Source organism: Streptomyces sp. NBC_00310 (assembly GCF_036208085.1).
Taxonomy (GTDB): Bacteria; Actinomycetota; Actinomycetes; order Streptomycetales; family Streptomycetaceae; genus Streptomyces.
Window position 1 is genome coordinate 8,757,854 of sequence record NZ_CP130714.1, and the last position, 13,528, is coordinate 8,771,381.

At 71.2% G+C, this 13,528-nt stretch carries 14 protein-coding genes; 8 read left to right on the forward strand and 6 right to left on the reverse strand.

The genetic code is table 11. The annotated features are described in order from the left end of the window. Nucleotides 1–5: 5 nt before the first annotated feature. Nucleotides 6–614 carry a hypothetical protein gene (locus tag OG202_RS38295; protein WP_328224263.1) on the forward strand — a complete coding sequence of 203 codons (609 nt, stop codon included), beginning with the start codon at nucleotides 6–8 and terminating at the stop codon, nucleotides 612–614. 42 nt (nucleotides 615–656) lie between these two features. Beyond that, nucleotides 657–1,076: an ankyrin repeat domain-containing protein gene (locus OG202_RS38300; protein ID WP_328224766.1), complete on the forward strand. Its 420-nt coding sequence runs from the start codon at nucleotides 657–659 to the stop codon at nucleotides 1,074–1,076. A 50-nt stretch (nucleotides 1,077–1,126) separates the two neighbouring features. On the opposite strand, the gene OG202_RS38305 is transcribed toward OG202_RS38300, so the two are convergent. Further along, the gene (locus OG202_RS38305) at nucleotides 1,127–1,501 is read right to left on the reverse strand and encodes a DoxX family protein (RefSeq protein WP_326575403.1); all 375 of its coding nucleotides are present in this window, start codon (nucleotides 1,499–1,501) and stop codon (nucleotides 1,127–1,129) included. Nucleotides 1,502–1,628: 127 nt separating this feature from the next. Here OG202_RS38305 and OG202_RS38310 point away from each other — a divergent pair, with 127 nt between their 5' ends. Then, nucleotides 1,629–2,120: a MarR family winged helix-turn-helix transcriptional regulator gene (locus OG202_RS38310; protein WP_328224264.1), complete on the forward strand. Its 492-nt coding sequence runs from the start codon at nucleotides 1,629–1,631 to the stop codon at nucleotides 2,118–2,120. Nucleotides 2,121–2,124: 4 nt separating this feature from the next. Here OG202_RS38310 and OG202_RS38315 read toward each other — a convergent pair whose 3' ends face one another. Further along, complete coding sequence (locus OG202_RS38315) at nucleotides 2,125–3,132, reverse strand: LacI family DNA-binding transcriptional regulator (RefSeq protein ID WP_326575399.1); 1,008 nt, start codon at nucleotides 3,130–3,132, stop codon at nucleotides 2,125–2,127. Between the two features lie 153 nt (nucleotides 3,133–3,285). Between OG202_RS38315 and OG202_RS38320 the strand changes: the two genes are divergently transcribed. Next, nucleotides 3,286–4,437, forward strand: coding sequence for a Gfo/Idh/MocA family protein (locus OG202_RS38320; protein ID WP_326575397.1), 1,152 nt, complete (start codon nucleotides 3,286–3,288; stop codon nucleotides 4,435–4,437). Between the two features lie 43 nt (nucleotides 4,438–4,480). On the opposite strand, the gene OG202_RS38325 is transcribed toward OG202_RS38320, so the two are convergent. From OG202_RS38325 to iolC, 4 genes are all read right to left on the reverse strand, one after another. After that, a complete protein-coding gene (locus OG202_RS38325; protein WP_327727237.1) occupies nucleotides 4,481–5,251 on the reverse strand; it encodes a GntR family transcriptional regulator in 771 nt (256 codons plus the stop codon). A 159-nt stretch (nucleotides 5,252–5,410) separates the two neighbouring features. After that, nucleotides 5,411–7,285: a 3D-(3,5/4)-trihydroxycyclohexane-1,2-dione acylhydrolase (decyclizing) gene (gene iolD, locus OG202_RS38330; RefSeq protein WP_328224265.1), complete on the reverse strand. Its 1,875-nt coding sequence runs from the start codon at nucleotides 7,283–7,285 to the stop codon at nucleotides 5,411–5,413. A gap of 154 nt (nucleotides 7,286–7,439) precedes the next feature. Further along, nucleotides 7,440–8,318 carry a Cgl0159 family (beta/alpha)8-fold protein gene (locus tag OG202_RS38335; protein WP_327727235.1) on the reverse strand — a complete coding sequence of 293 codons (879 nt, stop codon included), beginning with the start codon at nucleotides 8,316–8,318 and terminating at the stop codon, nucleotides 7,440–7,442. A 350-nt stretch (nucleotides 8,319–8,668) separates the two neighbouring features. After that, on the reverse strand, nucleotides 8,669–9,625 hold the full coding sequence (gene iolC, locus OG202_RS38340; protein WP_326575389.1) for a 5-dehydro-2-deoxygluconokinase: 957 nt from the start codon (nucleotides 9,623–9,625) through the stop codon (nucleotides 8,669–8,671). A gap of 332 nt (nucleotides 9,626–9,957) precedes the next feature. Here iolC and OG202_RS38345 point away from each other — a divergent pair, with 332 nt between their 5' ends. From OG202_RS38345 to fxsA, 4 genes are all read left to right on the forward strand, one after another. Beyond that, nucleotides 9,958–10,977 carry a sugar ABC transporter substrate-binding protein gene (locus OG202_RS38345; protein ID WP_327727234.1) on the forward strand — a complete coding sequence of 340 codons (1,020 nt, stop codon included), beginning with the start codon at nucleotides 9,958–9,960 and terminating at the stop codon, nucleotides 10,975–10,977. 5 nt (nucleotides 10,978–10,982) lie between these two features. Then, nucleotides 10,983–12,062, forward strand: coding sequence for an ABC transporter permease (locus tag OG202_RS38350; protein WP_327727233.1), 1,080 nt, complete (start codon nucleotides 10,983–10,985; stop codon nucleotides 12,060–12,062). Nucleotides 12,063–12,070: 8 nt separating this feature from the next. Beyond that, a complete protein-coding gene (locus OG202_RS38355) occupies nucleotides 12,071–13,012 on the forward strand; it encodes an ATP-binding cassette domain-containing protein (RefSeq protein ID WP_326575383.1) in 942 nt (313 codons plus the stop codon). A gap of 336 nt (nucleotides 13,013–13,348) precedes the next feature. Next, entirely contained in the window at nucleotides 13,349–13,504 is a 156-nt protein-coding gene (fxsA, locus tag OG202_RS38360; RefSeq protein WP_215450081.1) for an FxSxx-COOH cyclophane-containing RiPP peptide, read from the forward strand. Nucleotides 13,505–13,528: the final 24 nt, after the last annotated feature.

Consider the following 13,528-nt stretch of genomic DNA (forward strand, 5'->3'; position numbering starts at 1 on the left):
GCACCATGCGCACGAGCGGCCAACGCGAGGCGGGCGAGATCTTCGGCCCCCGGATGACGCTGTTCGCGGACGTGCTGAGCGTGGGGATCGCCGTGGCGGTGGTGAGCCTTCCGCTGGTGACCCTGCCCGCGGCGCTCTCCACGGCCTGCGCGGTCCTGCGGGGCGTACGGGAGGACCGCCCGGCCACGGCCGGCCACTTCCTCGTGGCACTGCGGCGACGGCTACGGCCCGGCGACCTCGGCGCGGGGCTCGTGGCCCTCGGCGGCCTGGTCCTCGTCCTCGCCGATCTGGCCCTCGCCGGCGCCGGACTCCCCGGCGGCCGGGCCTTCGCCCTCCTCGCCGCCGCCCTCGGCACCGGCGCCGCGGTGATCGGCCTGCGCGCCTGCGGACGCCCCGAGTCCGTGGACGACTGGCCCGCGGCGGTGCGGGGAGCGGCCCGGGACGCGGTGCGCGATCCGGGCGGCAGCGCACTGGTCGTCCTGGCCGTGGCGACGGCCGCGCTGAGCGCCTGGATGCTGCTGCCCCTCGCGTTCCTCGTACCGGGGCCGCTGGCGCTGGCGCTCACCGCCGTCGACGTACGCGGAAAAGGAGTCGCTCCTCACCAGGGTGTGTGATGGGCTGGCGCCCCGGGTGTCCTGTGGAGGGTGAGCGGAACGGTGAACAGGCGGCGGCGGAAGAAGCTCTCCCGACGGCTGGTGCTGGCCGCGATGATCGGTGACAGCGCCCGTGTCGCCGCCCTGCTGCGGGCCGGAGCCCCCGCCGAGACGACCGACGCGGAGGGGACGACGCCCCTGTACGCGGCATCCGTCCACGGAGCGGCCGAGGCGGTCGGCCGGCTGCTGGCGGCCGGGGCGTCGCCCGACACCGAGAGCGGCCACGGCGCGGAAGGCACACCGCTGTGCGGCGCCGCGTGCTGGGGGCACACCGAAGCGGTGCGCGAACTCCTCGCCCACGGCGCCGACCCCGACCTCCGCGAGGACCACGGCACGGGCCGCTCCCCGCTCGACTGGGCGGCCGCCGGCCCCCACCCCGAGACGACGGCTCTGCTGCTCGCCGCGGGGGCCCGCCCTTCCTGAGCGTCTGCCTTCCTGAGCGTCTGCGAACCGCGCGGACGCGTACGGTCCGCTCAGAACGCGTACGGCCCGAACCGGCCCCAGGCCACCACGGCCGCCAGGATCAGCAGCACCAGACTCGGGACGGTCTCCTTGGTCTCCTTGCGGCGGACGTGGTAGACGACCGCGCCGATCATCGTGAGGACGAGGCCGGTGGCCGCGAGCGGGACGAACACCGGGGCTATGTCGAGGGCGGCCGGGAGGATCAGGCCGATGGCGCCCAGGCCCTCCAGCGCGCCGATGGTCTTGACCATGCCCGGCGAGAAGTCCTCGACCCAGGTCATGCCCGAGGCCGCCAGCTTCTCCTTGGACTGGGTGGTCTTCATCAGGCCGGCGGCGAGGAAGGCGGCCGCGAGCAGGCTCGCGATGATCCAGAGGGTGACGTTCATGGCGGACTCTCTCAATTTTTGAGTTGAACTTTCAAGGGAAGTGGGGGTTCAACCTAGAGCCGTGTGAGTTGAAGCGTCAAGTCATTCCCCTACGTGATCACTTGAAGCGGCACGTAGAGTGGGCGCCATGGAGACACCGCAGCAGTCGCGTCGGCTGACCGATGAGGAGATGGAGACCTGGCACGCGCTGGCGGGTGTGATGGTCAGACTGCCGAGCGCGCTGGACGCACAACTGCAGCGGGACTCCGGGCTCAGCCACGTGGAGTACCTGGTGATGTCGATGCTGTCCCAGACGGAGGGACGCACCCTGCGGATGAGCGACCTGGCCGGGTACGTCGGTTCGTCGCTGTCCCGGCTGTCCCATCTCGTGAAACGGCTGGAGAAGAGCGAGTGGATGCGCCGGGAGCCGGACCCCACCGACGGGCGCTACACGCTCGCCGTCCTCACGGACGCCGGACACGCCAAGGTCGTCGAGAGCGCGCCGGGTCACGCCGACGCCGTACGACGCTATGTGTTCGACGCGCTCACCAAGGCCCAGCAGCGGCAGCTGCGGGACATCGGGCGGCGCATCTGGAGGACCGTCGCGCCCGACGACCACTGTCTGCCGCCGTCGGACTGACGCCTCAGGGGTGGTCGGCCGGCGGGCCGGTCGTCCCGCGGACCTCCAGGGCCGGCGTGGTGAGGACGACCCTGCCGGGCCGGGTCGGGTCGGCGATGCGGTCGAGAAGGCACTGGGCGGCGGCGCGGCCCACGTCGTGGCTGGCGTTGTCCACGGTGGTGAGCCAGAGATGGCGCAGGCGTGAGACGTAGGTGTTGTCGTAGCCGACGAGGGAGAGGTCGCGCGGCACCTTCAGGCCCAGCTCCTCGGCTGCGGAGAGGGCGCCCACGCAGGCCATGTCGTTGAACGCCACGATGGCGGTGGGGCGTTCGGGGGTGCCGAGCAGCCGCACCGTGGCGCGGTAGCCGCCCTCCTCCGTCAGGTCGCCCCGCTCGACGGCCGCCAGGTCGCTCAGCCCGTGCTCGCCCATCACCGCCTCGAAACTGCGGCGCCGCAGCGCCCCGACCACGCCGTCCCCCGCGATGTGGGCGATGCGCCGGTGCCCGAGGGCGATGAGGTGCTCGGTGGCGAGGCGGGTGCCGTGCTGGTCGTCGCCCGCGACGACGTCCACGTGGGGGAGCGTGGGCTCGCGGGCGCCCGCGACCACGGTCGGGATGAGCCCGGCCGCCGTGCGCAGGGCCTCGGACGGCGGCAGGGTGCCGACCGCGATCAGCCCGTCGACCCGCAGCTCGGTGAACGTGCGGGTGAGGTCCTCGCCGAGCCGTCGGTTGAGGTGGCCGTCGGCCAGCAGCATGCGCAGACCGTTGTCGTGCAGCCGGGAGTTGAGGCCGTCCAGCAGCTCGACGAACCAGGGGTTGCGCATGTCGTTGAGGAGGACGCCGACCGTGCGGGTACGGCGCTCGCTCAGGCTGCGCGCGGCGGCGTTCGGCCGGTAGCCCAGCTGGTCCACGGCCGCCAGCACGGCCTCGCGCTTCTCGGGGCGCACCTGGTCGGAGCCGCGCAGCACCAGGGAGACCAGTGACTTCGACACGCCGGCCCGCTCGGCGACATCGCGGATCGTCGGGGGTCTCATGGCGTGGACCGTTCCATAGCCGGAGCGCCCTTGTCAAAGGGGTGGAAAGGGGTTGACAGCAGTGGAGAACGCCTCGCAAAGTGAGCGGCGTACGTTCTGGAACGGTCCAAAACGCGGTCCGGGATTCCAGTGAGGGTCCGAGGAAGGGCAGTCATGGTGAGTGCGCTCGGTGTCGCCGTCGTGGGGTTCGGCTGGATGGGACGGGTGCACACCCAGGCGTACGCCCGGGTGCCCCACCACTTCCCGGGGCTGAGCCTGCGGCCCGAGCTGGTCACCGTCGTGGAGGAGGTGCCCGGGCGCGCCGAGGAGGCGGCCCGGCAGTTCGGGTTCGCCCGGACCGCCCGGGACTGGCGCGAGGTGGTCGACGACCCGCGGATCCAGGCGGTCAGCATCACCGCGCCGAACTTCCTGCACCGGGAGATCGGCGTCGCGATGGCCGAGGCCGGCAAGCACATCTGGATCGAGAAGCCGGTCGGGCTCACCGCCGCCGACGCCCGCGCCGTCGCCGACGCGGTCGCCCGGGCCGGCGTCCAGGGCGCCGTCGGCTTCAACTACCGCAACGCGCCCGCCGTCTCCGCCGCCCGCGAGATGATCGCCGCCGGCGAGATCGGCACGGTCACACACCTCCGCATCCGCCTCTTCAGCGACTACGCCGCCCACCCCGAGGGCGCCCTGACCTGGCGGTACGAGCGGGAGCGCGGCGGCAGCGGCGTCCTCGGCGACCTTGCCTCGCACGGCGTCGACCTCGCCCGCTTCCTGCTCGGCGACATCGCCTCCCTCACCGCCGACACCGCGATCTTCGTCCCCGAGCGGGCCCGGCCCACCGGCGCCACCGCCGGCCACACCCGTGCCTCGGGCGGCGAACTCGGCCCCGTCGAGAACGAGGACTACGTCAACTGCCTGCTCCGCTTCGCCTCCGGCGCCCGGGGTGTCCTGGAGGCCTGCCGGGTCTCCGTCGGCGAGCAGAACAACTACGGCTTCGAGATCCACGGCACCAAGGGCGCGGTCTTCTGGGATTTCCGCCGCATGGGTGAACTGGGCGTCAGCAAGGGTGACGTCTACCAGGACCAGTCCGTCCACACGATCTTCGTCGGCCCCGACCACGGCGCGTTCGGCGCCTTCCAGCCAGGCTCCGCCAACGCCATGGGCTACGACGACCTCAAGGTCGTGGAGGCGTACCACTTCCTGTGCTCGATCGCCGAGGGCACCCCGCACGGGACCACTCTGGCCGACGCCGTGTACAGCGCGACCGCGCTGGACGCCATGAGTCGCTCCGCCGAGTCCGGGGCATGGGTCGCACTCTGAGCCCGTGGGCCGTTCCCGGCTCCGAACTGCCGTTGCCCGGGCGTCAGTTGCGGACGAGTAGCTGGAAGTCGAACGAGTAGCGCGAGGCACGGTAGACGTGGGTGCCGTACTCGACCGCGCGCCCGGTGTCGTCGTAGGCCGTGCGCTGCATGGTGAGGAGTGCGGCGCCCTCCGGCTCGCCGAGGCGCTCGGCCTCCTCGGGGGTGGCGATGCGGGCGCCGACGCTCTGGTGGGCGCTGTGCAGGGTGATGCCGGCGTTGCGCATCATCCGGTACAGGCCCGTCGACTCCAGGCGCTCGGTGGCGAGGTCCAGCAGTCCGGACGGGACGAAGTTGGACAGGAACGCCACCGGCTGGCCGTGGGTGAGGCGCAGCCGTTCGAAGAGGTGCACCTCGTCGCCCTCGGCGACGCCCAGGGCGGCCGCGACCTCGGCGGACGCCTGCCGGATCTCGCTCAGCAGCACCTTGGTCGTGGGCTGCTGTCCGGCCGCCTCCAGGTCGTCGTACAGACTGCTCAGCTCCAGCGGCCGTTTGACCTGGCTGTGCACCACCTGCGTGCCGACGCCCCGGCGGCGTACGAGCAGGCCCTTGTCGACGAGGGACTGGATGGCCTGCCGCACGGTCGGCCGGGACAGGCCGAGACGGCCGGCGAGCTCGATCTCGTTGCCCAGCAGGCTGCCCGGGCCGAGCGCACCGTGCTCGATGGCCGACTCCAGCTGCCGGGCCAGCTGGTAGTACAGCGGCACCGGGCTGCTCCGGTCGACGCTGAGGCCGAGACTCCCTGTACTCCCCGTAGTCGCGCTGGTCACGCCCATGAGGGTATCCGTCCGTCCGGATGACAGGAACCCCTGTCATCGCGTTGTCCTTACATGGCAGCGGGATGGGGTCGGTGAGGGACCGCCCGACGGGCCTCCGGGAGGTGGGCCGGCGGCCGGGCGGAAACCCTCGGAGACCGTCGGGGACTCCGTGTCCCGTCAGAGGTGGCGGCGCTGGTTGGCCACCTCGCGGTCGTACGTCACGCGCGCCTCGACGGCCGCCGGGCGGGAGGCGGTCGCCGCGACCGGGACGTCCCACCAGGCCTGAGCCGGGGGAGTGGTGGGCGCCGGGTCGGTCTCGACGTACACACAGGTGGGCCGGTCCGAGGCGCGGGCCGTCGCCAGCGCGTCCCGCAGCTCCTTCACGGTCTTGGCGCGCAGGACGTCCATGCCGAGGCTGGCCGCGTTCGCCGCGAGGTCGACCGGGAGCGGGGCGCCGGAGAAGGTGCCGTCGGCGGCGCGGTAGCGGTAGGCGGTGCCGAAGCGCTCGCCCCCGACCGACTCGGAGAGGCCGCCGATGGAGGCGTAGCCGTGGTTCTGGATGAGGACCAGGTTGACGGGCAGGCACTCCTGGACGGCCGTCACGATCTCCGTCGGCATCATCAGATACGTGCCGTCCCCGACCAGCGACCAGACGGCCGTGCCGGGCGCCGCCTGCTGGACACCGATCCCGGCGGGGATCTCGTAGCCCATGCAGGAGTAGCCGTACTCCAGGTGGTACTGGCGGGGGCTGCGGGCCCGCCACAGCTTGTGCAGGTCGCCGGGGAGCGAACCAGCGGCGTTGATGACGACGTCCTCGTCGCCGACGACGGCGTCGAGGGCGCCGAGCACCTGGCTCTGGGTGGGCACGGCGTGCTCGTCGGCCGGGGTGTAGGCGGCCTCGACGATCCGCTCCCAGCGCTCCTTGCCCACCCGGTACTCGGCCTCGTACGCCTCGCTCACCCGGTGGCCGTCCAGCGCCTCGGTGAGCGCCGTGAGACCGGCCCGTGCGTCGCAGACCACCGTCCGGGCCGCCAGCTTGTGGGCGTCGAAGGCGGCGATGTTGAGGTTGACGAAACGGACGTCCGGGGTCTGGAACAGGGTGTGGGAGGCGGTGGTGAAGTCGGTGTAGCGGGTGCCGACGCCGACGATCAGGTCGGCGGTGCGGGCGATGTCGTCGCAGACCGCCGTTCCGGTGTGGCCGATGCCGCCGAGATCGGCCGGGTGGTCGTACCGCAGCGACCCCTTGCCGGCCTGCGTGGACGCGACCGGGATGCCCGTGGCGTCGGCCAGCGCCTTCAGCGCCGCCTCGGCCTCGCTGTGGTGGATGCCGCCGCCCGCGACGATCAGGGGCCTTCGCGCGCCGCGGATGGCCCGCACCGCCTCCGCCAGCTCGACCGGGTCGGGCGCGGGGCGCCGTACGCGCCACACGCGCTCGGCGAAGAACTCCTCCGGCCAGTCGTACGCCTCCGCCTGGACGTCCTGTGGCAGGGCGAGGGTGACGGCGCCGGTGTCGGCCGGGTCGGCGAGGACGCGCATGGCGTTCAGGGCGGCCGGGATCAGGGCCTCCGGGCGGGTGATCCGGTCGAAGTAGCGGGAGACGGGGCGCAGGGTGTCGTTGACCGAGACATCGGCCTCGGTGGGGTGCTCCAGCTGCTGGAGCAGGGGGTCGGCGGTGCGGGTCGCGAAGTAGTCGCCGGGGAGGAGGAGTACGGGCAGGCGGTTGATGGTCGCCAGGGCGGCGCCGGTGACCAGATTGGTGGCTCCGGGGCCGATGGAGGTGGTGACCGCCTGCGCGGAGAGGCGGTTCAGCTGGCGGGCGTAGCCGACGGCGGCGTGCACCATGGACTGTTCGTTGCGGCCCTGGTGGAACGGCATCGTCTCCTCACCCGCCTCCAGGAGGGCCTGGCCGAGCCCCGCGACATTCCCGTGGCCGAAGATGCCCCAGGTCCCGGCGATCAGCCGGTGGCGTACGCCGTCGCGCTCGGTGTACTGCGCGGACAGGAACCGCACCAGCGCCTGGGCGACGGTCAGACGGCGGGTGGGCTGGGACATCGGGACCTCACAGGGGCGAAGGGTTGGCGTGGGGGCGGGGCTTGTGCGGGGCGGGCTTCGGGTACGGCGGGGTCTGTGCGTGCGGGGCTTCGTGAGCGGCGGGGTGTGTGCGGGGCGGGCTCGGGTCGGTGTGGGCTTGCGGTGTTCCGGGACTTCAGAGCAGCCCGACCGCGGTGTCGACCGCGGACTCCACGCCGCCCTCGGCGGGGTAGAGCAGGGAGCGGCCGACGACCAGGCCCTGGACGGTGGGCAGACGCAGGGCCTTGCGCCACTTCTCGTAGGCGACCTCCTGATCCTTGCCCACGTCGCCGCCGAGAAGCACGGCCGGCAGGGTGGACGTCTCCAGGACCTCGGCCATGGCGTCGGGGTCGTCGGTGACGGGCAGCTTCAGCCAGGTGTAGGCGGAGGTGCCGCCGAGCCCGGCCGCGATGGCGATGGAGCGGATGACCGCCTCGGCGCTCAGGTCGTTGCGGACCGTGCCGTCCACCCGGTGGGAGATGAACGGCTCGACGAACAGCGGCAGTCGGCGTGCCGCCATGTCGTCGACCGCCCGGGCCGTGGAGTACAGGGTCCGCAGGGAGCCGGGGTCGTCGTGGTCGACGCGCAGCAGCAGCTTGCCCGCGTCGAAGCGGAGCCGCTCGATGTCCTGCGGGCGGTGGCCGGTGAAACGGTCGTCCATCTCGAACGAGGCGCCGGCCAGCCCGCCGCGGTTCAGGGAACCCATGACGACCTTGCCCTCCAGGACGCCCAGGAGCAGCAGGTCCTCCAGGATGTCGGCGGTGGCGAGCACGCCGTCCACGCCGGGGCGCTCCAGCGCCACGCAGAGCCGTTCGAGGAGGTCGGCGCGGTCGGCCATGGCGAGGGGGCGGTCGCCGACGCGGAGCGCTCCGCGGGCGGGGTGGTCGGCGGCGATGATCATCAGGCGGCCGGTGGCGCCGATCAGCGGGCGGCGGGTGCGGCGCGCTGCCGCTTCGGCGACGGCCTCGGGGTGGTGGGCGCGGATGCGTGTGAGATCGGGGATGCGGATGGGCAAGGGGGGCTCCGTTCCAGGGGCTGGGCCCCTTTGACCCCTGGGGCGCCTGAGAGCTCGGGGGTGTGGGTGGTGTGGCGGGTGCGGGTCCGGTGGGGGCTGGTCGCGCAGTTCCCCGCGCCCCTGAAAAGCAGGGGCTGCGCCCCGTGCTTTTCGGCCCGCGGGCCCGCCGTCTTCCAGGCCCGCAGGGCTTGGTCTTTCAGCCCCGCAGGGCCGGTCTTTCAGGCCCGCAGGGCCGGGGCTTTCAGGGGCGCAACCCCTGCTTCTCAGGGGCGCAGGGCCTGGCCTTTCAGGGGCACGGGGAACTGCGCGACCAGCCCCCACCCACCCGCGGACGGAGGCGAACCGCATGGTCATCCACCCGTCAACAGCTCCTCGACCTCCTCCGGCGTCGGCATCGCCGAGGAGCAGGCGAGCCGGGACGCGACGATCGCCCCCGCCGCGTTGGCGTGGCGCATGATCCGCTCCAGGTCCCAGCCGCGCAGCAGCCCGTGGCAGAGGGAGCCGCCGAAGGCGTCGCCCGCGCCGAGCCCGTTGACGACCTCCACCGGCACCGGCGGCACCTCGGCGACCGTGCCGTCGCGGTGGACGGCGAGGACGCCCTTGGGGCCCTGCTTGACGACGGCCAGCTCCACACCCGCCTCCAGCAGCGCCTCCGCGCAGGCCCGGGGTTCGCGTACGCCGGTGGCGATCTCGCACTCGTCGAGGTTGCCGACGGCGACGGTGGCGTGCCGCAGGGCCTCGGCGTAGTACGGGCGGGCCGCCTCGGGGTCCGTCCAGAACATCGGGCGCCAGTCGAGGTCGAAGACGGTGATGCCGGACCTGCCGCGGGCCTTGAGCGCGGCGAGCGTGGCCGAGCGGCTGGGCTCCTCGCTCAGACCGGTGCCGGTGATCCAGAAGATGCGGGCGGCGCGGATGGCGAAGCAGTCCAGCTCGTCGGTGCGGATCTCCAGGTCGGGGGCCTTGGGGCGGCGGTAGAAGTACAGCGGGAAGTCGTCCGGCGGGAAGATCTCGCAGAACGTGACCGGGGTCGGGTACTCCGCCACGGGCGTGACGAAGCGGTCGTCGACACCGAACTCCTTGAGCGCCTCGTGCAGGAACGTGCCGAACGGGTCGTCGCCGGTCCGTGTGATCACGGCGGTGCTGTCACCGAGCCGTGCGGCGGCCACCGCGACGTTGGCGGCCGATCCGCCGAGGAACTTTCCGAAGGACTCGACGCGTGCGAGCGGGACGCCGGTCTGCAACGGATAGAGATCGATTCCGATACGGCCCATCGTGATCAGATCGAAGGATTCGGCGGACTCGGGCATGCGCGTCGCTCCTCGGGTGGGGGATGCGGGCCACCGGAGGTCCACGGCGCACGGGGATGCGAGCACGTGTGTCCGGATGTATCCCAGGTGTAGGACCCGAAGCGACCCTCTGTCAAGACTTTGTACTGACATCCTGACCTGCTCGTGAAATAATGTCTTAACAAAGTCTTGACAGGGGGGTCCGCCAGGGGTTTGTATCCCGTCCCAACGAAACAGCGCAGTCGGCCTACCGGCACAATGATCCGGACTTCGAATGTCCGGGCCCGCGCGGGCACTCCGCTCGACGCTGTCCCGTTCCCTTTCCCCCTGTCGCACAGTGAGGTGCAGGAAAGATGGACCGCACGTTTCACTCCCGCTCACGCAGAGTGGCCCCCTTCTTCGCCATGGCCGCGGCGTCCGCGTTGCTCATAGCCGGCTGCTCCAGCGGTTCCGGCGGCAAGGAGTCCGAGGAGGGCGGGGCAGACGCCTCCGCGGGCAAGGCCGACACCCCCCGGATGAAGGTCGCGCTGGTCACCCACCAGGCCCCCGGCGACACCTTCTGGGACATCGTCCGCAAGGGCGCCCAGGCGGCGGCCGCCAAGGACAACATCGAGCTCATCTACTCGGCGGACCCGAACGCCGGCACCCAGGCCAACCTCGTGCAGAACGCGATCGACCAGAAGGTCGACGGCATCGCCATCACCCTCGCCAAGCCCGACGCGATGAAGGACGTCGTGGCCAAGGCGACGAAGGCGGGCATCCCCGTGGTCGGCCTCAACTCCGGTCTGAGCGACTGGCAGAACCTCGGTCTGATGTCCTTCTTCGGGCAGGACGAGAGCGTGGCGGGCGAGGCGTTCGGCAAGCGGCTGAACGACGTCGGCGCCAAGAAGGCCGTCTGTGTCGTGCAGGAGCAGGGCAACGTCGGCCTGGAGCAGCGCTGCGCGGGTGTGGAGAAGACCTTCGAGGGCGACACCGAGATCCTCAACGTCACGGGCACCGACATGCCGTCCGTGAAGTCGACCATCAGCGCCAAGCTCAAGCAGGACACCGCCATCGACTACGTGGTCGCCCTCGGTGCCCCCTACGCCCTGACCGCGGTCCAGTCGGTCGCGGACGCGGGCAGCAAGGCGAAGGTCGCCACCTTCGACCTGAACAAGGAGCTGACGGACGCCATCAAGAGCGGTGACATCGAGTTCGCGGTGGACCAGCAGCCGTATCTGCAGGGCTACTTGGCCGTGGACTCGCTGTGGCTCTACAAGAACAACGGCAACTACAGCGGCGGCGGCGAGGAAGCGGTGCTGACCGGCCCCGCGTTCGTCGACGAGAAGAACGTCGACACGATCGCCAAGTTCGCCGCGAAGGGCACCCGGTGATCTGAATGACCCAAGCAACGGCACCGGCGACGAGTTCACCCTCGTCGCCGGCTCCGCCGGCCGGCGCGCAGAAGGACGGGCGCACCGTACAGCGCTCGCTCGGGCGTCGGCTGATGGCCCGCCCCGAGGTCGGCGCGCTGATCGCGGCGATCGGCGTGTACGTCTTCTTCTTCTCGGTGGCCCCGTCCTTCCGTGAGGCCAGTTCGCTGGCGACCGTGCTCTACCAGGCCTCCGTGATGGGCATCATGGCGATCCCGGTGGCCCTGCTGATGATCGGCGGGGAGTTCGACCTGTCCGCCGGTGTCGCGGTCACCACCTCCGCGCTGACCGCGGCGATCATCAGCTTCCAGCTGACGGTGAACGTGTGGACCGGTGTCTTCGTCGCGCTGATCATGTCGTTGGCGGTGGGAGCGTTCAACGGCTGGCTGCTGATCAGGACCGGCCTGCCCAGCTTCCTCGTCACGCTCGGGTCGTTCCTGATCCTGCAGGGCTCCAACCTCGCCGTCACGAAGATCTTCACCGGCAATGTCGCGTCCGACTCCATCAGCGACATGGACGGCTTCGACCAGGCCAAGAGCGTCTTCGCCTCCGAGATCGGCATCGGCGGCGTCGACGTCAAGATCACGGTCTTCTACTGGCTGGCGTTCGCGGCGATCGCCACCTGGCTGCTGCTGCGCACCAAGTTCGGCAACTGGATCTTCGCCGTCGGCGGCAACAAGGACAGTGCGCGGGCCGTCGGCGTGCCCGTGAACTTCACGAAGATCGCCCTGTTCATGGGCGTCGGCGCGGGCGCCTGGTTCGTCGGGATGCACCTGCTGTTCTCGTTCAACACGGTGCAGTCCGGTGAGGGCGTGGGCAACGAGTTCCTGTACATCATCGCCGCGGTGATCGGCGGCTGTCTGCTGACCGGCGGCTACGGCTCCGCGGTCGGCCCGGTGATCGGTGCCTTCATCTTCGGCATGGTCTCCCAGGGCATCGTCTACGCCAACTGGAACCCCGACTGGTTCAAGGCCTTCCTCGGCGTGATGCTCCTGATCGCCGCCCTCGTCAACTTGTGGGTCCGCAGCCAGGCGACCCGGAGGTGAACCACCCCATGACCAACACCAACGGATCAGCGGCCAGCGGTGCGCCCGCGAAAGACACCGCCGAGGACACCGTCCGGGACGCGGCGGCGCCCGGCCGGGACCAGCCGATCGTCGAACTGCGCGACGCGGGCAAGGCCTACGGCAACATCCGCGCCCTGCACGGTGTGAACCTCACCGTCCACCCCGGCAAGGTCACCTGCGTGCTCGGCGACAACGGCGCCGGCAAGTCCACCCTCATCAAAATCATCTCCGGGCTGCACCAGCACACCGAGGGCGAGTTCGTCATCGACGGCAAGCCGGTGCGCTTCTCCACCCCGCGCGAGGCCCTGGACGCCGGCATCGCCACCGTCTACCAGGACCTGGCCACCGTGCCCCTGATGCCGGTCTGGCGCAACTTCTTCCTCGGCTCGGAGATGACCAAGGGCCCCTGGCCCGTGCGCCGCCTCGACATCGAGAAGATGAAGAAGACCGCGGACGAGGAACTGCGGAACATGGGCATCGTCCTGGACGACCTCGACCAGCCCATCGGCACCCTCTCCGGCGGCCAGCGCCAGTGCGTGGCCATCGCCCGCGCCGTCTACTTCGGCGCCCGGGTGCTGATCCTCGACGAACCCACCGCCGCCCTCGGCGTGAAGCAGTCCGGTGTCGTGCTGAAGTACATCGCCGCCGCCCGCGACCGCGGCCTCGGCGTCATCTTCATCACCCACAACCCCCACCACGCCTACATGGTCGGCGACCACTTCAGCGTCCTGCGCCTCGGCACCATGGAACTCTCCGCCGCCCGCGACCAAGTCAGCCTCGAAGAACTCACCAACCACATGGCCGGCGGCACCGAACTCGCCGCCCTCAAGCACGAGTTGGCCCAAGTACGCGGTGTGGACGTCGAGGAACTCCCCGAGGCGGAAGACCTCACCGTACCCGTGGGCCCCTCGAAGGACGGGACCGCGTGACACCGGCGGCTGCTCCCCGCGAGCAGCCACGCCGCTGACGACGGCCGGGTCGTCAGGACGCCTCTGCGGGTATGACAGCCCCTTCGACGGAAGGGGCGTCCAGGAGAGGCATCCCGACGATCGCGGCCGTTCGCGCCGACGGGGCTTCGGGCGACGGATCCGTTGCCGGTCACCGCGACCCGACAACCCCCGGAACCTGCGGTTCAGCGCTGCCGCCAAGGGACTTGACGGTGTCTCCCCGGCTCGCGGACTTGGCTGGCGATCGCCTTGCTGTTCGGTTACCGGGCCGTCACCATGAGGTGTGCCGCCCGGAGCCGGACGCCCGAGGAGACGCCTATGGACAGGTATGAGCAGCCCTTCGCCACGAGCGTCGTCAGGGACCTGCACGACACCTCACTGGACGAGGTGCCGGAGTCCGCTCAGGAGTCGGTCATGGCAAGGATGCTCGCAGGTGGCGGAGAGCCGGTGGCCGCCTTCCAGTCGTCGCTCTGACCGGCCTGGCCGGAACGACGAGGG

Coding starts and splice junctions, on each gene's coding strand:
- OG202_RS38345 (WP_327727234.1), top strand. CDS start 9,958: ATGGACCGCACGTTTCACTCCCGCTCACGCAGAGTGGCCCCCTTCTTC.
- OG202_RS38315 (WP_326575399.1), bottom strand. CDS start 3,132: ATGAGACCCCCGACGATCCGCGATGTCGCCGAGCGGGCCGGCGTGTCG.
- OG202_RS38325 (WP_327727237.1), bottom strand. CDS start 5,251: ATGGGCGTGACCAGCGCGACTACGGGGAGTACAGGGAGTCTCGGCCTC.
- OG202_RS38310 (WP_328224264.1), top strand. CDS start 1,629: ATGGAGACACCGCAGCAGTCGCGTCGGCTGACCGATGAGGAGATGGAG.
- OG202_RS38355 (WP_326575383.1), top strand. CDS start 12,071: ATGACCAACACCAACGGATCAGCGGCCAGCGGTGCGCCCGCGAAAGAC.
- OG202_RS38305 (WP_326575403.1), bottom strand. CDS start 1,501: ATGAACGTCACCCTCTGGATCATCGCGAGCCTGCTCGCGGCCGCCTTC.
- OG202_RS38295 (WP_328224263.1), top strand. CDS start 6: ATGCGCACGAGCGGCCAACGCGAGGCGGGCGAGATCTTCGGCCCCCGG.
- fxsA (WP_215450081.1), top strand. CDS start 13,349: ATGGACAGGTATGAGCAGCCCTTCGCCACGAGCGTCGTCAGGGACCTG.
- iolC (WP_326575389.1), bottom strand. CDS start 9,625: ATGCCCGAGTCCGCCGAATCCTTCGATCTGATCACGATGGGCCGTATC.
- OG202_RS38320 (WP_326575397.1), top strand. CDS start 3,286: ATGGTGAGTGCGCTCGGTGTCGCCGTCGTGGGGTTCGGCTGGATGGGA.
- OG202_RS38350 (WP_327727233.1), top strand. CDS start 10,983: ATGACCCAAGCAACGGCACCGGCGACGAGTTCACCCTCGTCGCCGGCT.
- iolD (WP_328224265.1), bottom strand. CDS start 7,285: ATGTCCCAGCCCACCCGCCGTCTGACCGTCGCCCAGGCGCTGGTGCGG.